This is a genomic window from Paenibacillus sp. FSL P4-0081 (assembly GCF_000758565.1).
In the GTDB taxonomy this organism is placed as follows: domain Bacteria; phylum Bacillota; class Bacilli; order Paenibacillales; family Paenibacillaceae; genus Paenibacillus_AQ; species Paenibacillus_AQ phytohabitans.
This window is the reverse complement of record NZ_CP009280.1, coordinates 7,615,343-7,634,900: the sequence shown is the minus strand read 5'-3', so window position 1 is coordinate 7,634,900 and position 19,558 is coordinate 7,615,343. Positions and strand designations below refer to the sequence as shown.

Genomic DNA, 19,558 nt, shown 5'->3' with positions numbered 1-19,558 from the left:
ATGCCATGATTGCTGTGCGCGTGGACAAGGAGAAGCGGGAGCGCGCCCGGAGTAAGGGGAAGAAGAGATGAAGGGGGTGAATGAATGGAAATTACGAGTACAGCATTGGTTCCCGTAACAGCATTAACCGTCTGGCAAAATGTGAACTCACAGTGGGACCGGCTGAACCAGAATTTTAACCGGGCCAGCCACTCGCTGGGTGATCTGCAGCAGATACTGGAGCGGGTGTATGAAGAGAAAAACAAGTCTTTCATGGAAGGGTTCATGCAGTCTCAGGAAGCGGCCAGACGGATCGCGGATGAAGGTGACTCTTCCAGGTCCCGCCGCTCTGCGGGCAGTTCTAACGATGACGATCCGGATAATAACGGTGTCCGGAATGCCAAAAGCGGATTCATGGGTGAAGTTCAAAAAATAATGAAGGCACTGGACGTAGGCGGATTCGAACTAATCACTTACGTTGGGGATAAAGCCATAGGTTATATGCAGAACAAGAAGAAGGAAGCTGCAGCGGAAAAGGAACAAAAGGCAGCAGAAAAGGCACGGAAAGCAGCGGAGCCGGGATTCCTCTCCAAAACGAAGGACTCCTTGGGCTCACTGGACCTTGGCGGTGTGTTCGATAAGGTTAAGTCTCTGGGTACGAAAGCGATAGCTGCGAACGCAACGGAGGAAGATAAGGGGAAATGGAACAAGCTGCAGGGCAACATGGATAGCGCAGTTGAAATGATGGGTCAAAAAGCCATCGTTGCGTTGCGTCCGATTCTGGATACCTTGAATAATGCATTTCAGTCTGAAGGAATGTCTACTGCACTAAATCTGATCGCGAATGCATTCTTGGTAATAGCTACTGTAATTGGAGAAGTTGTAAATGGCATCTTGTATATGTTTACAGCGTTCCAGGAGAACTGGGATGTTGTAGGGCCGATCCTTGCGGCCATTGCCATTGTCTTCATAGCTGCAATGATTGTGCAGTTATATAATCTTGCTGCCGCGTGGCTTGTAGGCATGTGGCCGATCCTTTTAATTGTTGCGGCTGTAGCGCTGCTTATCTATATTCTTCAACAAGCAGGTGTGTCCGTAAACGAGGTAGTGGCTTTTATCGGGGGAGCTTTTGGCTGGCTGAGGGCAACTATAGAGAATTTTGTTATCGGTCTCTATAATAACTTCGTTTCATTTGCAGACTTCTTCCGTAACTTGTTTATTGATCCGACATATGCGGTTCAGAAGCTGTTTTATGACCTGGCAACGAATTTCCTGGGCTTCATTTACCAAATGGCGTTAGGTGTTGAAAGCTTTGCAGGCGGTTTCGTAAAGGCCATAGCAGAAGGCATCAATTTTGTACTTAAGGGAATTCAAGTTATGGCAGGGTGGTTAAGCAAATTCCCCGGTTTTGAATTTCTGGCCGATTTCAAACCTAACTTTCTTGAAGCAGAGAATCCGCATGTCTTCAGTGATATGGTTAAGAATGCTCAAGGTACCCTGGTAGAGCCTACATCAACTAAGGATGTATACAATACCCCAAAGAAAAAATTTGTGGATACCGTCCAGGCTGTAGAGGAGTACAAGGACAAAACATTAGCTGTAGTCAATAAATTCAATACCAAGCTGGATCAGGCCAAGCCTAAAGATGATAAATCCCAGAATCCTGCTCAAGCCGCTGCAGCGAACATCAACAGCGTCAACAAAGTGGGCGAAGTAGGTTCTATTAATGAAAAGGTGGATATCTCAAGTGATGACCTGGACATGCTGCGGGAGCTGGCGGAGATTCAGTCGATTCAAAATTTTGTTGAGCTGACGCCAACTGTTCAGGTAACAACGGGTAATATTAATAACTCCGGCGATATTGACTCCATCATCACGAAGATCGGGCAAAAGCTGAAAGAGGAATTTGTCTCTACGGCCCAGGGGGTGTACACGTAACGTGGAAGAGTATGGGTTCTATCTTAGCTTCAACAACTATGAAGAGGTGATCCGGCTTCCGGTTAACCCTGAGACCCTCGAGATCAAAGAGAATGGCGACAGCAAGAGCTATACGGTCATTGATTTTGGCGAGATCAATGCTATTGCCTATCCGAAGCTGACGGAGATCACCATTGAGAGTATTTTTCCGGCTCAGTATTATCCGTTTGTGGTGTATTCGGGAGAGAATGCCGGCAAGCTGCTGAAGCCCTATGAATATGTGGAGCTGATCCGGAAATGGATGCTGAGCCGCAGGCCGGTCCGGTTTGTTTTCTCGGGGCTGAAGGCGGTGAATATGCAGGATACGCAGACTCCAGATTGGCTGAAGCAGGCGAATACGCAGGCGCAGCAGACTTTTACCGGGGACATTGGCATCAATATGGCGGTCAGCATTGAAAGCTTCTCCTGGAAGCTGAGTGCGGGTTCTTCCGGGGATATCGAGTATACTATCGGTCTCAAAAAATATGTGTTCTACCAGGCGTTAGCCATGAAGGTTGACAACAAGGGTGAAGTGAAGACGCAGCAGAAACGGGCAAGCGAGAAGACAGCCCCCGCCACTTATACGATCAAAGCCGGGGATACCCTCTGGTCCATTGCTCAAAAGCACCTGGGTGACGGCAGCAAAAGCAAAACTCTGCAAAAGCTTAACAGTATCCCGGACAGTGAACTGAAGAAGCTTAAAATCGGCAGAGTGATTAAGCTGTCGTAGGAGGCCATGGCGATGGAATTAATAGTAATCAATAAAGAAGGCGCGATCTGGGATGTTTCCGGGATTGCCACTGATATCTCATGGAAAACCACGCGTACCGGAAAGCCTGCCACACTAGAGCTTACGCTGGCGGACAGCGGGATTTATCAGCATGCGAAGTTCGGCATCAGTAACGGGGATATTGTGCAGTTCAGGAAAGACGGGATTGATGTATTCTACGGATTCGTCTTCAGCATCGATACGGGAGCGAATCAGGAAATTAAGCTGACGGCGTATGACCAGATCCGTTATCTGCTGGGCAACGGCAGCTACGTGCTGCAGGATATTACTGCAAGTGAGCTGATCCGCAAAGTCGCAACAGACTATGGCCTTCGGCTCGGAGTGCTGGACCCGGCGAAGTACACGATTCCCTCCCTGATCGAGGATAATAAAAAATTGCTTGATATTATTATGGGCGCCATCGGTAGCGAGCTGCAGTATATGGGCCAGCTGATGGCTTTTTATGATGATTTCGGAAAGCTGACCCTGCGTGCGCCTCAGGCAATGCTGCTGAATGTGATCCTTGGTGCTGGTCATTATCTGTATGATTATTCGCTTAAAAGAAGCATTGACGATGATACGTACAATACGATCCTGCTCTATCAAGACAATGAGGAAACCGGCAAACGTGAGTTTTTCCCGGCAACGGATAAGGAAAATGTAGAACGCTGGGGGATTCTTCATCTGTACCAGAAGGCGGATGACAAGGCGAATGCTGCACAAATTCAGGAGAAGGCAGGCAATCTGCTCAAGCTGCATAACCGCGAGAAGCTTAGCCTCTCTGTACAAGCGATTGGTGATATTCGGGTCCGGGCCGGGAATTTCATCTATGTACTGCTTGATGAGTTTGAGACGCAGCTGTTTCTGGTCGACCAATGCAGCCATAAGATTTCAGGCGGGGAGCATACGATGTCCCTAGACATTAAGGTGGTGTAGAAGACATGCTCGATATTATTAAACAAGCAAGCCTCGGGGCCGTATCGAATACGAATCCGGTGGCTTTTTCTTATGGAACGGTAGTCGGGGCACAGCCGTTGCAGATCCAGGTGGAGCAGCGGTTCATTCTGACTGGACCGGCGCTGGTTGTGCCAGAGTCCGTGATGGAGAGCAAGGCAGTGCTTGAGGGCAGAGAGATCTTGCTCCGCCGGGGTCTGGCAGAGGGTGACCGCGTGCTGCTCGTCCGGATGCAGGGCGGGCAGAGCTATATCGTTCTGGATCGGCTGGTGGACCTATGATCCCGGCAATCGGCAGATCGGGTCCGGTTACGGCAGCTCTTGAGGGGAGTGCAACAGCTTCAGGCATTAGCCCCAGCCTAACGTACCGGATGGACTTTGAGCACAAGCGGATAGCCGGACGTATGGATGGACTGGAGGCAGTGAAACAGGCAGCGGTTAAAGTTCTGCAGACCGCCCGCTTCGAGCATTTGATCTATAGTCCAAACTACGGAACGGAATGGAGTCTCGTACTGGGACAAGACAGGCTGCTGGCCCGGCCGGAGCTGCGCAGAATCGTAAGTGAGGCGCTGCTTCAGGATGAGCGGATTCAGCAGCTTGAGGATGTGGAAATTCTTTTTAACGGTGATACGGTAAGCTTCAGCTGCACAGCTGTCACGGTTTACGGCAATTTTGAACTGAGAAAGGAGGAGATTGCCGGTGTATGAAGATCAGACCTATGAGGCCCTGCTCGAACGCATGCTGGACCGGGTTCCGGAAGGGATGGACAAGCGCGAGGGAAGCATTATTTATGATGCGCTCGCTCCGGCGGCGGCCGAAATGGCCCAGATGTATATTGAGCTTGAGGTCAGCAATAATCTGTATTTCCCTGATACAGCAGGTGGTGAGTATCTGGAACGCAGCATTGCCTGGACGGGAATCACCCGTCACCCCGCAGGAAAAGCGCAGCTGAGCGGAAAGTTCTATACCAGCGGAGGGGAACTGCTGGATGTTCCTCTGGGCAGCCGGTTTTCGCTGGGCTTGCTCAACTATAGCGCGGCGGAGAAGCTGTCACCCGGAACGTACCGTCTCGAAAGTGAGACCGCCGGCGCAGAGGGGAATCAGTACTCGGGTACGCTGCTGCCCATCGATTATATCCCGGGGCTGGCCCGGGGAGAGATTACGGCACTGCTCGTTCCCGGTACGGATGCGGAGTCAGATGAGGCGCTGCGCCAGCGGTACTTCGATTCGGCTAGACGGCCTTCGACTAGCGGCAATAAATATCATTATATGGAATGGGCGCAGGACACCCAGGGCGTAGGGGGAGCGCGGGTCTTTCCGCTATGGTCCGGGCCGAAGACGGTAAAAGTGGTTATTGTGAACGCGGAGCACAAGCCTGCTTCCGCGCTGCTGGTCTCTCAAGTGCAGCAGTATATCGATCCTGCTCCGGGTCTTGGCGAAGGACAAGCTCCGGTCGGAGCCGTAGTGACGGTGGAATCCGCCACAGGCAAAACCATTAACGTCACTGCCAGGGTTACACTGGCAGCGGGTTATGCGCTGCAGCCGGTCATTAATGCTTTTACAGCGATTCTGGAGAAATACCGCAAAGAGAAAGCTTTTGCCGCCACCTATATCAGTCAATCCGTAGTTGGATCGCTGCTGCTGGATACTGAGGGTGTTATGGATTATAGCGGTCTGAAGCTGAACGGCGGGACGGGAAATGTGACTCTAAACGAAACTGAAGTGCCGCTATTCGGCAATGTCGTACTGGAGGTGTAGCGATGGGATATCCGGAGCAGATTGACGTCTTTCAGGACAAGCTGAACAAAAAAGCAAACGGCAGCAGCTATGTCGTCGAGGAGAAGCTTCTTCTTGCAGGCGGTGTATACAGCGGGCTTCTTGCCCACGATAACATCAATAATCAGACCCTATCCGTCTATACAGGCTCACGCTATAGCGGGACTGAGGTGCGGAATTACTCGGTGTCTTTTCCTGACGAGGCGCCTTGGCGGCGGATGATTAAGATCTATGCCGATGTGCCGGAAGTGTATGTGACTTACGAAACGCCGGGAGATACGGTGGAAGCGGATGATGTGAATCAGCTGCAGACAGGGCTGACAGCCACGCAGAGTGAGCTGGAGCGTTATAAAAAGGCCGGGCTGATTGACGGCGGATCTTTCAAAAGAGAGGTGTAAAATGGCACAAACTATTCAAGTGAAACGCGGTACGCGGGCAGAGCTGTCCACTTACGGGACGCTGAAGGCCGGCGAAATGGGCTTTTGTACAGACACGAAGGAGATGTATATCGGAGACGGTACCTCCAATTCCATGGTCGGGCGGGCGTTGTCCGGTCCAGAAGCTTCGCGTCCTGCGGCAGCGTCAGTGGGCCGGCTGTATTATGTGAGCAGCGGAAGTAACAGCGGTTATTTGTACTTTGATGACGGGGCTGCCTGGCGCCGGGTGAATGCGCAGAAATTAACAGATCTGACCGGCACCGTGGATGATATCGCAGACGGCACTACCTATGCCAAAGTACTCAAGGCGGACATCACTGCAGGTCATCCCAATAAGGTGTCGGACGGCACCAATACGAAGACCGCAGCAGAGATCAAAACCCATGTTGACGATGCCACTAAGCACCGGTTAATCAATGATACGGGTACGGCAATTACGGATCTGTGGTCTGCGCAAAAAATCAAAAATGAGATTGAGCTGGCCAAGCATAATATCGAGCCTCAGGCCTCGGTCAAGGATCAGAATCTGACCGCTCCGCCGGCCAGCCCGGTTGAAGGTGAACGGTACATCATCCCGGCTGGGGCTACCGGTGTATGGGCAGGGAAAACCAATCAGGTCGCCGAGTATCAGACTGCGGTCTGGGTGTATTATGTTCCTGCGGTCGGATGGACGGCTTATGTGGATGATGAGCAGAAAATTTACAGCTGGAACGGGACCGCCTGGGTGCGTACGGGTGGAGCCCTGCAGACCATTACAGCAGGAAGCGGGCTCACAGGCGGCGGACAGGCGGATGCCGTAACGCTGAATGTTGGAGCGGGCAACGGTATCACGGTAAGTGCAGATGCGATTGCAGTAACCGCCGGCAAAGGTATTACTGTAGATGCGGCAGGTGTTGCGGCCAATGTGGACGGAAGCAGCATTGTGTATGATGCGGGCAACGGCAACCGGCTGACGGTGGGCAGTATAGATGGCGGAACATTCTAGGGGGCGGTGACCATGGCACTGAAGACATTGATTCAAATCCGCCGCGGCCTGGAAAGTGCGCTGGGTACGCTTGCCGCAGGCGAATTGGGCTACTGCACTGATACAGGCAAGCTCTACATTGGGAATGGCAGCAGTAATTTGCTGCTGGTTGCCGCCCAAAGCACCGGCGACATGCTGAAGAGCATCTATGATACCAATAATAACGGCAAGGTCGATTACGCGCAGGCTGCGGATAGTGTGCCTTGGTCCGGTGTGGACGGCAAGCCATCCGTATTCCCGCCGGCGGCGCATACGCATGAGTATATGCCCAAAGGTCCGCTAACCTGGAATCAGCTTAAGGGGGTGTAGCCGTGGCTTACGGAGACAGTATATATGGTCTTTTGGAGTATTCGACAGATGATGTGGCGGGGGAAGGACCGGAGGTTAATGTCCCGGATCTGATGAAGTACCTGCCGGAGTATTACCAGGACGTGCCCGAGATGGAGCAGCTTCAGGCGAGCGCCGGTGCGCAGTGCGGTGAGCTTGCCTATGCGATGGCTGACAGCGATGCGCAGAAGACTCTGGAGTCTGCAACGTGGAGTCTGTCCCGCTGGGAGCGGATGCTGGCGCTGACTTCGGATACGGGTAAGTCTTACGCAACCCGCCGGGAGATGATCAAGGCCAAGCTGCGGGGTAGCGGAACGACCACGCCAGAGATGATCCGGCGGACGGCATCCGCTTTTTCCGGCGGGGATGTTGAGGTGGTGGAGGTGCCCGGAGCGTACCGCTTCGAGGTGCGTTTCGTCGGCACACTGGGTATCCCCGCCAATATGGCGGGTCTGATCCAGATCATGGAGGAGATTAAACCGGCACATCTGGATTATAGCTTCGTGTACAGCTACACCTGGTGGGACTCTGTTATGAAGCTTACCTGGAATAGTGCACATGCCAGAAACTGGAACGAATTAAGAGTATACGAATAGGAGTGTGAGCGATGAAAACAACGGGGAATTTGGGGCTGAAAAAGCCGGATGGTACAGACATTGTAGATATAACGGATTTGAACGGCAATATGGATATTCTGGACACAGCCGTCAAGGCTGTACAGGATCATGCCGCAGATGCGGTCAAGCATATCACGGCTGCTGAGCGCACAGCATGGAATGCCAAGGCATCCACCGCTGCTGCTACTGCGTCCGCTGCCGGGCTGATGGCTGCAGCGGATAAGGCGAAGCTGGATGGTGTGGCTGCCGGGGCAAATAATTATGTGCATCCCAATCATACAGGAGATGTAACCAGCACAGGGGATGGTGTTACCGCGATTGCTCCGGGGGTGATTGTGAATACGGACGTTAATGCCGCTGCAGCGATTGATGCGACTAAGATCGGGACGGGTGTTGTGTCTAATGCGGAGTTCGGGTATTTGGATGGGGTGACCTCGGGGATTCAGGGGCAGCTGAATGGGAAGTCCCTTACTGTGGACTACGTGCGGCAGCCTGCTTATTCAGTAACGGCAGGTACAGGCGGAGCCTATACCGTAACTCTAACTCCTGCACCAGCAAGTTTGCCAGAAGGATTCGGTATTACAATTGTGCCGAATCTAGTGAATACAGCAGGCGCGACACTCAATGTGAACGGTCTTGGAGCTATTCCATTAAAAGATCAAAAAGGTATCGCGTACGCCGCCGGGAAACTGCTTGCAGGCAAACCCTATATGTTCCGCAAGGTAGGAACGGATTTTTTGGCAGATAGCGCGGGTGGCTCCGGTAACGCAGTGGCCGGGGATATTCGCGCGGGAAAAACGGCGGCAACAGATGCGGGGGATGTAACCGGTACGCTGACGGTGCAAACGGGAGGGACGGTTACGCCGGGTCCCAGTGCACAGGTCAAGGCAGCGGGGATTTATGATGCAGCGATTACGGTGGCGGGTGTTTCGGTTCCAGCTGCATCTGTTCTAGCCGGAACAACTATTGCGGGTACAGCAGGGACGATGCCGAACAGATCTGCGGAAAATAGCAACATACCACCCACTGCCACCGCCTACTGGCGACCGGGTGAGGCTGGTAACACATCCGCTGTAGTACACCTTAGACCACCTGCCGGTTACTATAACGGGTCTACCTGGGTTAGTACAGACACACCTGGTTTGATAGCAAGTAACGTGCGTTCTGATATTAATATTCTCGGTATGCAAGGCAGTATGCCGGTTATCACTGCCGGAGCCGATCCAGCTCTGTCCGTAGGCAAGTGGGGAGACGGGGCACTTGCTGTATACCCTCGAGAAGGTTACCGGAAAGGTGGAGCCGGAGCCGGGGAGATCAAGGTTAGTGTTGATCAGCTTAAAAGTGTGAACGGATATTTACAGCCGTGGTACATTGCACAGGGAGCTGAGATCTTTGGCGTATATGGGACAGTTCAGCCTAAAAAATATGCAACAGGTTCGACATGGGTTTCAGCCAGCAGCTTAGCAGTGGGCGGGCTTGGATTCCGTCCACAATCTTTTTGCTTGTTTATACCTGGGTTTAGCGCATATTTCATATTTTATCTGAACTCATCTCGTTCTTACCCGTTCACAGGTAATTCAACCGCTAATGGCGGTGGATATGCAGCAGACTATTATGTTAACGATGATGGGTTCTCAGCCACAAGCAGTTTCAGCCAATTCGGTTCAGGAACCTACACATGGGAAGCCTGGGGATAAGAAAGGAGAATGACAATGCAAATAGGACGCAGATTATATTATGAGTTGACATCAGGAAACATTATACAAGACACCGGGGAGAGATCCGGCGATGTTATAGAGACCACGCAAGAACAGGACTTTGGAACATATAAGGCGCTGGCAGAGAGAACGCCGGAAACAGTGGGGGTGCTAGAACTAGAATATGGCGAGTATAGCGAAGACTTTGCGCGCTGTAACGGTTACCGGATTGAACCTACTACACTAAAAATTAAGTTCAGCTATCCCGATCCTAACATGGGGTCAGGAGGGCCAACGGAGCCTATCTATCAAAAGCCACTGACGGAGATGCTTGCAACGCTGGAGCAGCGTACCGAGGCGAACGAGGCCGCAATCCTGGCGCTGCTAGATTTCGGCCTGTGATGGGTCTGCATAGAGGAGGAGATGATATTAATGTATCCGTTTTTGCTTAATATGTGGGTTATGGGTAAGGTCACAGAGACCAAACTGCAGACGTATAGCCCAAAATATATCACAGCCGAAGAACTGGTTGAAATTCTAGCCACATCACAAAAAGAGTAGCAGGCGCCCTATAAGGCGTTTTTATTTTGCCCTCGGACCCGTCCGGGGGCTTTCTTTTACCAACTCAGAAGGGAGTGAAGCAATGGACAGCAACGATGTTGCGAATTTGGAGAAGCTGCTGCCTTTGGCGGATAAGTATGGGCTGGCCTACATCATCGCTTTGATTCTGCTGATGATTTTTCTTGTGCTTTTGCGGTCGATCGTGAAGGGGAATCTGGTGCCGCGTGAATTGCTGGAGCGTGCCGAGGAAGACAGGGACAGGCTGCAGAACATCCTCGACAAAGAGCGGTCCGACTTCATGGCGCCGACACTTGAAGTGCTGCAGCGATTGAAGATCGACCATTCAGCGGGCAACAAGAATTCGGATGGTATTAATGAAGAAGACAGGGGGGGATAACGTGCTGAGTGAGTGGATCAAGCGACTATCTCCCCTGCACCGGGATAGAGAACGGAAGCTGACGCAAGCGGGAATGAGAGTATCGCTCTCTATCCGAAGGTACAAGAATGTCTCCAAAGAAATTCAAGAGGAAATCAGGAACAACGGGTTCGCCGAGTTCCTAATCTATGATCGGGGGGCAGAGGATGGGCATCATTGATATTGTGTTGTTAATAGCGTATTCCATATCCTTTATCTGTGCGCTGCTGCTGATAGCTGCGCTTTTTTTGTATTTCCGCAAAAGGCTCCGGGCGCGCGTAGTCAGTTTGTTTATGCTGGCAGTATTCTTTTTTCTGGGGGCGTATACCGTTAAGATGGCGGTTGCCTTCTGGATCAGATTCAGCAGCACTTCCGGTTCGGACGCTGTGCTAAGCTTGCTGCAATCGGAAGCCTGGGCCATTGCCCAGACGTGCACTACTGTAGGATTGGTCATCCTGACGCTGTTAATGTACACCAAACGCCAGGATCTGTTCATGGTGTTGTCCGGGATCAGGAAAGGGAGGAATCCGCATGCTGACTCTGACTCAGGTTCTGAATAAATCCGCTGCCCGTCTATCCGGGCTTCATCCCGCTGTACTCACCGCAGCCACAACGCTGATTGAACGCTGCTATGCTTGCGGTGTTCCCATCCTGATTACCCAGGGGCTGCGGACGACTGCCGAGCAGGATGCGCTTTACGCCCAGGGACGAACCAAGCCGGGAGCGATTGTCACTAATGCACGCGGCGGATATAGCTATCACAATTATGGACTGGCGGTGGATTTTGCGCTGCTGCTTCCGAATGGTTCAAGTGTTTCTTGGGATATGAACAGGGGCGGGGACAATGACTGCACGGCTGATTGGCTGGAGGTGGTGCAGCAGGCCAAGGCGATCGGGTTCGAATGGGGCGGGGATTGGACCAGTTTCAAGGATTATCCGCATTTTCAGCTGAGCTTTGGAATGACGCTGGCAGCACTTCGGACAGGAGCGAGGCCTGCTGCGGTGGCAGTAGCGGCGGTGTATGAACGCATCAAGCTCAAGGAGGAACAAAGTGTGAAGAGTGAAATTACAGCGACGGTAAAAGTGAACGGTGTGAAGATTACAGAAGGAATAATGGAGAATGGCATTACTTATGCTCCCGTTCGCGTTATTGCCGAAGCGCTTGGGGCACAGGTCGGCTACAATCCGGCCACAAAAACAGTAGATATTACAAGTAGCCACCAGAAGGGAGCGAACTCATGATTAACAGTGAACTATTTAACAACGTGTTAGCCTTTGCCTCAATCCTGGCTGTAATTATCCTGGCCTTGGTACAGCTGATCAAAAATAACACCCGTCTGCCCCGTAACATTATCCCGTTTGTAGGACTAGGAATTGGACTGCTGGTTGGAGCGGCAGCGTATCCTTTTACGGATCTCGGTATGACCCTTCGCCTCTGGGCAGGGGGGCTTGCCGGACTGTCTGCTACAGGATTATTTGAATTGGCATTCAATAACCGCTCAGGGAGTACCATGAAATGAAACGTGACTTATAATTGACGGCCGGCTCTGCGGAGTCGGTTTTTTTGTTGTTTTACGTCATATAATATTACATACTCACTACATAAAACAGACAATATAAATAGGAAGAGATACATAATTAATTCTGACTGTATAAATAACTGGATTGGTGTATAATCTTAATTGCTGTATCGCTTTACCGCGCAATAAAGTTGAAGATTTCCGGGCGGTTTTATTGTATGATATGAGGAAAGCTTTCAAATAGACAATGTTAAGAGCATTGATCCGGAAGAGGATGGGGGGAGCAGCATGACCGAACTTACGACTACCGTTAGCAAAAGCAACTCCAATAATCTGCTGCGGCGGGACGTACGGTTCCTGGGGAATATTCTGGGCGAAGTCTTGGTACACCAAGGCGGCAACGAACTGCTGGATATCGTGGAGAAGATCCGTGAAACCAGTAAATCGCTGCGCTCATTGTTTTTGCCTGAACTGCACAATGAATTTAAAGAGCTAATTAGTTCACTGGATACGGAGAACCGGCATCAGGTGATACGGGCTTTCGCCATTTATTTTCAATTGGTGAACATAGCCGAGCAGAATCACCGCATTCGCCGTAAGCGCGATTATGAACGTTCTGCCGGGGAGACCGTACAGCCAGGGTCGATCGAAAGCGCGATTCAGGAGCTCCGCGAGCGGGATTTCTCCCACGAGGATGTTCATGAGATCATGAACGGCCTGTCTCTGGAACTAGTTATGACGGCTCACCCTACGGAAGCCATGCGCCGTGCGATTCTCGATATCCACAAACGGATCTCCGATGATGTCATGGGACTGGATAATCCGACTCTGACTTTCCGCGAACGCGAACAGCTCCGTGAGAAGCTGCTGAATGAAGTAATTACCCTGTGGCAGACGGATGAGTTACGTGACCGCAAGCCTACCGTGCTCGATGAAGTGCGCAATGGCATGTATTATTTCCATGAGACGATTTTTGAAGTGTTGCCGGATGTGTATCAAGAGCTTGAGCGATGTCTAAGCAAATATTATCCGGGCCAGAACTGGCATGTGCCGACCTATCTGCGTTTCGGTTCATGGATTGGCGGCGACCGTGACGGTAACCCTTCGGTGACTGCGGCCGTAACCTTGCAGACGCTGCGTCTGCAGCGCAAGCTGGCTATTCGTGAATATCAGCGGATTATGCGCGAATTAATGCAGTACCTGAGCTTTAGTACAAGCATCGTCAATGTGACGCCGGAGCTGCTGGAGTCCATTGAGAAGGACCGTAACATTATCAATCTTAACCGGGTTGATGCCTGGCGCAATGATAATGAACCTTACCGGATTAAGCTCAGCTATATGATCTCCAAGACACAGAATGTTCTGGATGATGAGAAAAAAGGTACGCCTGAGCGCTATTCCTCACCAGAGCAATTTATAGATGATTTGAACGTGATTGACCGCAGCCTGCGGCATCACTATGCCGACTATGTAGCAGACACCTATATTAAGAAGCTAATCCGCCAAGTGGAGCTGTTCGGCTTCCATACGTCGACCCTGGATGTCCGCCAGCACAGCCAAGAACATGAGAATGCGATGACGGAGATCCTGGCCAAAATGAATGTTACACCGGATTACTCTAAGCTGGAGGAGAAACAAAAGATTGAGCTGCTCGAAAAGCTGCTGAATGATCCGCGTCCGCTGACATCCCCTTACCAGTCTTATAGTGAAGGTACGGAGGAATGCCTTGCGGTATACCGGACGATCTTCCAGGCGCAGGAGGAATACGGCAAGCAGTGTATCACAAGCTATCTGATCAGTATGGCGGAAGCAGCCAGTGATATTCTTGAGGTCATGGTATTCTCCAAAGAAGTGGGCCTGTTCCGCAAAGACAACGACGGTACGGTTGTATGTACTTTGCAGGCGGTGCCGCTGTTTGAAACCATTGACGACCTCCATGATGCACCACAGATTATGCATACGCTGCTCAGCATGCCGATCTACCGCGATGCAGTTACTGCAATGAATGATCTGCAGGAAATCATGCTCGGTTATTCGGACAGTAATAAAGACGGTGGTGTGGTTACTGCGAACTGGGAGCTGCGCGTTGCCCTGAAGCAGATTACAGCGACTGCCGATGAATTCGGCATTAAGCTGAAGTTCTTCCACGGACGCGGCGGAGCCCTCGGACGTGGCGGTATGCCGCTGAACCGGAGTATTCTGGCCCAGCCGGCTTCCACCATTGGCGGTGGTATCAAGATTACCGAGCAGGGGGAGGTTATCTCTTCCCGGTATTCAATGAAAGGCATTGCTTACCGCAGTCTGGAGCAGGCGACATCTGCTCTGGTTACGGCGGCGATTCATGCCAGATCGCCACAGGCGGATCTGTATGAAGCGAAGTGGGATGAGATTATTGCCCGCATCTCTGAAGTCTCCCTGAACAAATATCAGGATCTGATCTTCCGTGATCCGGATTTCCTGACGTACTTCAAAGAATCAACCCCGCTGCCGGAGGTTGGGGAACTGAATATCGGTTCACGTCCTTCGAAGCGTAAGAACAGTGAACGCTTCGAGGATCTGCGTGCCATCCCTTGGGTATTCGCCTGGACCCAGAGCCGTTATCTGCTGCCTGCATGGTATGCGGCCGGTACTGGACTGCAGAGCTTCTATGAGGATAAAGAAGAGAACCTGAAGATCATGCAGCATATGTATGCCAACTTCTCTTTCTTCACGACCTTGATCGATACCCTGCAGATGGCTATTGCCAAGGCGGATCTCGTAATCGCCAAGGAATATGCCGGCATGGGCAAAAACGAAGAGGCGCGGGTGCGTATCTTCGGCCAGATCGAAGCCGAGTTCAAGCTGACCTCCGAGCTCATCCTGAAGATTACCGGCCAGCAGGATATTCTGGATAATGTTCCAGTTATTCAGGAGTCGATCCGCCTGCGTAACCCGTATGTTGATCCGCTCAGCTACCTGCAGGTCCAGCTCCTTGCCGAGCTTCGCGCCCTGCGCGATGTGGAGGGCGATGACGCTGAGCTGCTGCGTGAGGTGCTGCTTACGATCAACGGTATTGCCGCCGGCCTTCGGAATACCGGCTGATGCCTTAGCTCGAGCGCTTGCTCTTACGTTCTTGATCTAACCGATCTTGATCTTCAAAGTCGGCGAAGCCGCTTTAAAAGGTTTGTTTGTGTCTGAGGTCGGCGAAGCCGCCTCCTAAACCCCGTTCGCCTCTATACTGGAGGCTGAACGGGGTTTTTGCAGTGACGGGGGCCGGGAAACAGCAAGGCCCTGGTGGCCGCCTTGTAGGAGCTGCTGCATCCAAGCAACTTCGCGCACTTTGCCCTACCCCATTGTTGCCTGAGATATACTTTGGGCAACAAAAAGAGGTCCACACTGGCTGATGGAGACGGCGGAGCGGAAATTTGGAACTGGAGGAGCGGCAGCGTTCGCCTTTATTGGCAGATTTCGACCGCAAATTGCGGTTCCAATCAGGAAATCTGCCAATAACAGCGACCGGAAGTCCAAATGTTTCGCGCAGTCCGCGACTAATCAGCCGCCCGTGTCAGCCCCCGGCCTCTTTTCAGAGTACAATATATATAGAAGGTAACAATACAAACCTTGATTTTTACAAGAACTTGAATTACGATTTAAATGCTTGTACCGTGGATGATCAAGAGCTGAGATACCAAGGGCGGCAAGTCTGGGGGAGTTAACAGGTGGAGAATCTGGAAGGCAGATTGACAAAGCTCGCCTTGAAGGGCGACCAAAGGGCATTTGCCGAGCTTGTGGAACTATATAAAGACAAAATATATCATTTGGCTTACCGTATGCTGAATAACCGCCATGAGGCGGAAGATATTGTTCAGGAAACTTTTTTGCGCGTGTACCGGAATTTGGACCGTTATGATGATAAACAGAAGTTCTCAACGTGGATCTACCGTATCGGCACGAACCTTTGTATTGACCGGCTGCGCAAGCGGCGCCCGACGTATTCACTGGATGCCGAGATGAACGATCAAGAGGGAATTGACGGGTATTCGATGATTCCGAGCGACAATGTGACACCGGAGACGGAGCTGCTGCTCTCGGAGACACAGAGCCTCATCTATGAAGCCATCGACAGCCTGCCCGTGAAATACAGGTCGGTGATGATACTGCGCTATCTGCAGGATTTATCGCTTCAGGAGATCAGTGATGTGCTGGATATGCCCGTGACGACGATCAAGACCCGTGTGCATCGCGGACGTGAGTTTTTACGTAAAAAATTAGGCCCCAAATTGTAAAAATAGATTATTTTTTTATGAAACTCCTGCATGGCAGTGACGTATGTAAGTTAAGCAAGTCTTATGCGTCCTGCTCCTATGTCTTGAAAGAATTAAATAAGCACTCATGAAAGGATTGGCTCCTATGGAATGCAAACTGGCCGTCTCTATGATGCACGACTACCTGGATGACGACTTGCCCGAACTGCAGCAGAGGGAATTGAAGGAGCATCTTCTATCCTGTACGGATTGCCGTGTGAAGTTCAAGGAACTGGAACAGACCGATATGCTGATGTTTTCCCTGATGCACCAGACCCCTGTTGCCTCGGAGGATCTTGTAGGCCGGATTATGAATTCATTACCGAAACCCAAGAAGGAAAGAGCTTTTATCACCTGGATCAAACGGCATCCGGCGCTTACGGCAGCCTCTGTGTTTATCTTCGTGATGCTGATGAGTTCTGTAACTTTTTGGAATCAGGATAGACAGCTTGTAGTCAGAGGGACTGACCTCGATCAGGTTGTTATCAAAGGGGATACGGTTATCGTACCCTCCGGCAAAATCATTTCCGGGGATCTGACGGTGGAGAACGGTAAAACTCAAGTATACGGGGAAGTCAACGGCAATGTGACGGTGATCGACGGCTCGCTGTATCAGGCTTCAACCGCCCATATTTCCGGGCAAGTCAAAAGCATAGACCAAGCGGTAAGTTGGCTCTGGTATAAAGTGACGAACATGTTCTCTGAAGTTGCCTACCGATAGCTAATGTTGGTCGCTTGTAGCAGAAAACTCATTTGCGCCTCTTTTTCCGGAAAGATGGCGCTTTTTTGTTGCCTGAAAACACCAGTTTTGCAATTTGCTTCAGCCCTAAACTTGCAACCGGAGGCTGAACGTTATAACCTAGATATGATAAAGTGCTAACAGACAATTTACATAAACCCAGCTAATTTTGAAATGACGGGGGTTTTCGGCAATGAGCTATTTTACCGACCTTACATGGAAAGAGTCCATTAAAGATATAATCGATATTCTGATTGTCAGTTACATCATCTACAAAGTACTGAATATGGTGCGCGGTACGCGGGCCGTTCAGCTCCTGAAGGGGATTCTGGTCCTGGTTGTAATCTGGGGGGGCAGTACCCTATTGGATTTGTACACGCTCAAATGGCTGATGAACCAGATGTTTACGTTTGGGGTATTTGCGATCTTTATTATTTTTCAGCCGGAACTGCGCAGGGGGCTGGAGCAGCTCGGCCGGGGGAAATTCTTCGGGCGGACTGCCGAGAATGATGAAGAGATCAGTAAATTAATCGGTGAAGTTATTAAAGCGGTGAATTATTTAGCTGTGCGCAAAATCGGGGCATTAATCGTCTTCGAGCGGTCTACGGGACTCAACGAATATACGGAATCCGGTATTGCTATGCGTTCTGAGGTCAGCTCCGAACTGCTGATTAACATATTCATTCCCAATACACCGCTGCACGACGGGGCGCTGATTATGCAGGGGAGCCAGATTGCTGCGGCCGCCTGTTACCTGCCATTGTCGGAGAATCCATTCATCAGCAAGGAGCTCGGAACAAGGCATCGCGCCGCCATCGGCATTAGTGAAGTGGCAGACTCCGTATCTGTTGTCGTCTCCGAGGAGACCGGACAGATCTCTCTGGCCATTAACGGACAAATCGTCCGGGATATCAAGGAAGAGTCGCTGATCTCGAAGCTGCATCAAGAGCTGAGTGCAAGCTCACTCCTGAAGGATAAAAGTTCCGCTTTCTGGAAATGGAGGGGGACTAAGAACAATGGATAAATGGATGAAGAATAATAACTTCAACAAAATTCTTGCGCTTGCCCTCAGTATTATTCTCTGGACCATTGTGCATGTAGATACGGCGCCGGCGAATCAGACTACGGTTAATACCGAATCGAAGACCATCGAGAATGTCAAAGTGGAGATCGAAGGCTTCGATAGTGATACCTATGTGCTGACGAAGGATGTAGAGAGCGTCAGGATGGAGGTAAGGGGCAAAAAGTCCGATCTTACCTACAAGTTCTCCGATGCCTACCGGGTGTGGCTGGATCTTAGTGATGTGAAACCCGGCGACAATACGCTTCCCTTAATGTATTCGACGCCGAGTGGGGTAACCTTGGATGATATGGTGCCGAATCAGGTGAATGTGCATATTGAGCTGCGGACGACCAAGTCTTTTCCGGTTACTCTGAATATCACGGGGGAGCCTGCAGCAGGCTATGAAGTGGGGACTCCGGTGGTTGATCCGTTATCGGCAGAGGTGACCCTTCCGGCCAGTGAACTCGGACGGGTAGCGAAGGTACAGGGGAATATTGAGCTGGATGGCGAGAATGAGCCGGTCAGTGAGAAGAAGCTGAAGCTCTATGCTTATGACAGTGAAGGGAACGAGCTGAAGGATGCTGTGATCGAGCCTTCTACAGTGGGTGTAGAGCTGCCTATTACGCTTCCGTCCAAAACACTGCCGCTGGATATCAGCTTTACCGGCAGTCTGCCCGGTTCACTGGTCCTGTCCCGGGTTACGCCTGAACAGGATATGGTGACTGTATATGGCAGCGCGGAGACTTTGCAGAACCTATCCTCCTATGAGGCGGTTCTTAATCTAAGCTCCATTACAGCTGCCGGTACAGAACAGCTGAAGCTGGAGCTGAAGCCGCCGGAGGGGACCGGGAAGATCGAGCCTGCGGCCATGAATGTATCGGTCTCAACAGCGGAGATCGCCCAGCGGACGATCTCCGCTGTGCCTATTAAGCTGGAGGGGGTAGGCAACGGGCTGACAGCCCTTATATTAGATCCTGTGAGCACTTCCATGGATCTAACGGTATCGGGTGCGCCTACCCTGCTGGACCAGCTGGACCAGGATAATGTCAGTGTGGTTGCTGATGTGGGCGGGCTTACGGCTGGAATTCATGATATTCCGCTGCAGGTCTCCCTTCCCCGGTTCATAGCACTGCAGAATGACGGTTCGCAGCTTACGGTAAAGGTAGAACTGCTCGCTCCAGCTACACCGGAGCCTTCTGCCGCAGCTGACAACAGCACGGCTGTTCCTACTACGGAGCCCAGTGCTGAGCCGGCTGCCGTTGAGGAGACGCCCCTAGAGCCGTCTCCTACCCATACTGACGAGTCTGCAGAGCCGACCCCGACTCCGTCACACACTCCTGCGGAGAACGCAGCTACACCGGCAGCAGGCGGCAATAACGCCGGCAGTACGGGTGGAACGTAACTTTTTGATCAAGACCACGTCTATTTATTATGCATCTCAT

General features: G+C 51.4%; 22 protein-coding genes. All 22 read left to right on the top strand.

What is annotated here, in order from left to right; translation table 11 throughout:
- The first annotated feature begins 84 nt into the window (after window positions 1-84).
- The 22 genes from P40081_RS32420 to P40081_RS32310 all read left to right on the top strand — a co-directional run bounded on the left by P40081_RS32420 (window position 85) and on the right by P40081_RS32310 (window position 19,518).
- The gene (locus P40081_RS32420) at window positions 85-1,917 is read left to right on the top strand and encodes a phage tail tape measure protein (RefSeq protein WP_042140115.1); all 1,833 of its coding nucleotides are present in this window, start codon (window positions 85-87) and stop codon (window positions 1,915-1,917) included.
- Window position 1,918: 1 nt separating this feature from the next.
- Window positions 1,919-2,665, top strand: a complete 747-nt coding sequence (locus P40081_RS32415) for a LysM peptidoglycan-binding domain-containing protein (protein WP_042140114.1) — start codon at window positions 1,919-1,921, stop codon at window positions 2,663-2,665.
- A gap of 12 nt (window positions 2,666-2,677) precedes the next feature.
- A complete protein-coding gene (locus P40081_RS32410) occupies window positions 2,678-3,640 on the top strand; it encodes an XkdQ/YqbQ family protein (protein ID WP_042140113.1) in 963 nt (320 codons plus the stop codon).
- 5 nt (window positions 3,641-3,645) lie between these two features.
- Window positions 3,646-3,939 (top strand): DUF2577 domain-containing protein, encoded by a 294-nt coding sequence (locus P40081_RS32405; protein ID WP_042140112.1) that lies wholly within the window; start codon window positions 3,646-3,648, stop codon window positions 3,937-3,939.
- Window positions 3,936-4,364 (top strand): DUF2634 domain-containing protein, encoded by a 429-nt coding sequence (locus tag P40081_RS32400; protein ID WP_052422123.1) that lies wholly within the window; start codon window positions 3,936-3,938, stop codon window positions 4,362-4,364. The genes P40081_RS32405 and P40081_RS32400 overlap by 4 nt, the downstream gene beginning before the upstream one ends.
- Window positions 4,357-5,415, top strand: coding sequence for a baseplate J/gp47 family protein (locus P40081_RS32395; protein ID WP_042140111.1), 1,059 nt, complete (start codon window positions 4,357-4,359; stop codon window positions 5,413-5,415). The genes P40081_RS32400 and P40081_RS32395 overlap by 8 nt, the downstream gene beginning before the upstream one ends.
- A 2-nt stretch (window positions 5,416-5,417) precedes the next feature.
- A complete protein-coding gene (locus P40081_RS32390) occupies window positions 5,418-5,831 on the top strand; it encodes a hypothetical protein (protein ID WP_042140110.1) in 414 nt (137 codons plus the stop codon).
- Between the two features lies 1 nt (window position 5,832).
- On the top strand, window positions 5,833-6,855 hold the full coding sequence (locus tag P40081_RS32385; protein ID WP_042140109.1) for a DUF2793 domain-containing protein: 1,023 nt from the start codon (window positions 5,833-5,835) through the stop codon (window positions 6,853-6,855).
- A 12-nt stretch (window positions 6,856-6,867) separates the two neighbouring features.
- Window positions 6,868-7,203 (top strand): hyaluronate lyase N-terminal domain-containing protein, encoded by a 336-nt coding sequence (locus P40081_RS32380; protein ID WP_081970300.1) that lies wholly within the window; start codon window positions 6,868-6,870, stop codon window positions 7,201-7,203.
- A gap of 2 nt (window positions 7,204-7,205) precedes the next feature.
- Window positions 7,206-7,817, top strand: coding sequence for a putative phage tail protein (locus P40081_RS32375; protein ID WP_042140108.1), 612 nt, complete (start codon window positions 7,206-7,208; stop codon window positions 7,815-7,817).
- Between the two features lie 11 nt (window positions 7,818-7,828).
- Window positions 7,829-9,535, top strand: a complete 1,707-nt coding sequence (locus tag P40081_RS32370; protein ID WP_042140107.1) for a hypothetical protein — start codon at window positions 7,829-7,831, stop codon at window positions 9,533-9,535.
- A 15-nt stretch (window positions 9,536-9,550) separates the two neighbouring features.
- Window positions 9,551-9,937: a hypothetical protein gene (locus tag P40081_RS32365; protein WP_042140106.1), complete on the top strand. Its 387-nt coding sequence runs from the start codon at window positions 9,551-9,553 to the stop codon at window positions 9,935-9,937.
- A gap of 241 nt (window positions 9,938-10,178) precedes the next feature.
- Window positions 10,179-10,493 (top strand): hypothetical protein, encoded by a 315-nt coding sequence (locus P40081_RS32360; RefSeq protein WP_039294205.1) that lies wholly within the window; start codon window positions 10,179-10,181, stop codon window positions 10,491-10,493.
- Complete coding sequence (locus P40081_RS32355) at window positions 10,471-10,692, top strand: hypothetical protein (protein WP_231575236.1); 222 nt, start codon at window positions 10,471-10,473, stop codon at window positions 10,690-10,692. Before P40081_RS32360 ends, P40081_RS32355 begins: the two co-directional genes overlap by 23 nt.
- Complete coding sequence (locus P40081_RS32350; RefSeq protein ID WP_042140104.1) at window positions 10,679-11,071, top strand: hypothetical protein; 393 nt, start codon at window positions 10,679-10,681, stop codon at window positions 11,069-11,071. Before P40081_RS32355 ends, P40081_RS32350 begins: the two co-directional genes overlap by 14 nt.
- Window positions 11,043-11,753, top strand: coding sequence for a M15 family metallopeptidase (locus tag P40081_RS32345; protein WP_042140103.1), 711 nt, complete (start codon window positions 11,043-11,045; stop codon window positions 11,751-11,753). Before P40081_RS32350 ends, P40081_RS32345 begins: the two co-directional genes overlap by 29 nt.
- On the top strand, window positions 11,750-12,031 hold the full coding sequence (locus P40081_RS32340) for a holin (RefSeq protein ID WP_042140102.1): 282 nt from the start codon (window positions 11,750-11,752) through the stop codon (window positions 12,029-12,031). Before P40081_RS32345 ends, P40081_RS32340 begins: the two co-directional genes overlap by 4 nt.
- Window positions 12,032-12,319: 288 nt before the next feature.
- Window positions 12,320-15,112, top strand: coding sequence for a phosphoenolpyruvate carboxylase (ppc, locus tag P40081_RS32335; RefSeq protein WP_039294221.1), 2,793 nt, complete (start codon window positions 12,320-12,322; stop codon window positions 15,110-15,112).
- 617 nt (window positions 15,113-15,729) lie between these two features.
- A complete protein-coding gene (gene sigW / locus P40081_RS32325) occupies window positions 15,730-16,296 on the top strand; it encodes an RNA polymerase sigma factor SigW (RefSeq protein ID WP_039294228.1) in 567 nt (188 codons plus the stop codon).
- Window positions 16,297-16,420: 124 nt separating this feature from the next.
- Entirely contained in the window at window positions 16,421-17,035 is a 615-nt protein-coding gene (locus tag P40081_RS32320; RefSeq protein ID WP_039294231.1) for a zf-HC2 domain-containing protein, read from the top strand.
- 211 nt (window positions 17,036-17,246) lie between these two features.
- Window positions 17,247-18,077, top strand: a complete 831-nt coding sequence (gene cdaA / locus P40081_RS32315) for a diadenylate cyclase CdaA (RefSeq protein ID WP_039294234.1) — start codon at window positions 17,247-17,249, stop codon at window positions 18,075-18,077.
- Window positions 18,070-19,518, top strand: coding sequence for a CdaR family protein (locus P40081_RS32310; RefSeq protein WP_052422121.1), 1,449 nt, complete (start codon window positions 18,070-18,072; stop codon window positions 19,516-19,518). The genes cdaA and P40081_RS32310 overlap by 8 nt, the downstream gene beginning before the upstream one ends.
- Window positions 19,519-19,558: the final 40 nt, after the last annotated feature.

What these genes read in the sequence shown, in the direction of transcription:
- cdaA (WP_039294234.1), top strand. Translation starts at nt 17,247, where the DNA reads ATGAGCTATTTTACCGACCTTACATGGAAAGAGTCCATTAAAGATATA.
- P40081_RS32400 (WP_052422123.1), top strand. Translation starts at nt 3,936, where the DNA reads ATGATCCCGGCAATCGGCAGATCGGGTCCGGTTACGGCAGCTCTTGAG.
- P40081_RS32345 (WP_042140103.1), top strand. Translation starts at nt 11,043, where the DNA reads ATGCTGACTCTGACTCAGGTTCTGAATAAATCCGCTGCCCGTCTATCC.
- ppc (WP_039294221.1), top strand. Translation starts at nt 12,320, where the DNA reads ATGACCGAACTTACGACTACCGTTAGCAAAAGCAACTCCAATAATCTG.
- P40081_RS32390 (WP_042140110.1), top strand. Translation starts at nt 5,418, where the DNA reads ATGGGATATCCGGAGCAGATTGACGTCTTTCAGGACAAGCTGAACAAA.
- P40081_RS32350 (WP_042140104.1), top strand. Translation starts at nt 10,679, where the DNA reads ATGGGCATCATTGATATTGTGTTGTTAATAGCGTATTCCATATCCTTT.
- P40081_RS32365 (WP_042140106.1), top strand. Translation starts at nt 9,551, where the DNA reads ATGCAAATAGGACGCAGATTATATTATGAGTTGACATCAGGAAACATT.
- P40081_RS32370 (WP_042140107.1), top strand. Translation starts at nt 7,829, where the DNA reads ATGAAAACAACGGGGAATTTGGGGCTGAAAAAGCCGGATGGTACAGAC.
- P40081_RS32410 (WP_042140113.1), top strand. Translation starts at nt 2,678, where the DNA reads ATGGAATTAATAGTAATCAATAAAGAAGGCGCGATCTGGGATGTTTCC.
- P40081_RS32420 (WP_042140115.1), top strand. Translation starts at nt 85, where the DNA reads ATGGAAATTACGAGTACAGCATTGGTTCCCGTAACAGCATTAACCGTC.
- P40081_RS32405 (WP_042140112.1), top strand. Translation starts at nt 3,646, where the DNA reads ATGCTCGATATTATTAAACAAGCAAGCCTCGGGGCCGTATCGAATACG.
- P40081_RS32385 (WP_042140109.1), top strand. Translation starts at nt 5,833, where the DNA reads ATGGCACAAACTATTCAAGTGAAACGCGGTACGCGGGCAGAGCTGTCC.
- P40081_RS32320 (WP_039294231.1), top strand. Translation starts at nt 16,421, where the DNA reads ATGGAATGCAAACTGGCCGTCTCTATGATGCACGACTACCTGGATGAC.
- P40081_RS32355 (WP_231575236.1), top strand. Translation starts at nt 10,471, where the DNA reads ATGAAGAAGACAGGGGGGGATAACGTGCTGAGTGAGTGGATCAAGCGA.
- P40081_RS32340 (WP_042140102.1), top strand. Translation starts at nt 11,750, where the DNA reads ATGATTAACAGTGAACTATTTAACAACGTGTTAGCCTTTGCCTCAATC.
- P40081_RS32310 (WP_052422121.1), top strand. Translation starts at nt 18,070, where the DNA reads ATGGATAAATGGATGAAGAATAATAACTTCAACAAAATTCTTGCGCTT.
- P40081_RS32380 (WP_081970300.1), top strand. Translation starts at nt 6,868, where the DNA reads ATGGCACTGAAGACATTGATTCAAATCCGCCGCGGCCTGGAAAGTGCG.
- P40081_RS32360 (WP_039294205.1), top strand. Translation starts at nt 10,179, where the DNA reads ATGGACAGCAACGATGTTGCGAATTTGGAGAAGCTGCTGCCTTTGGCG.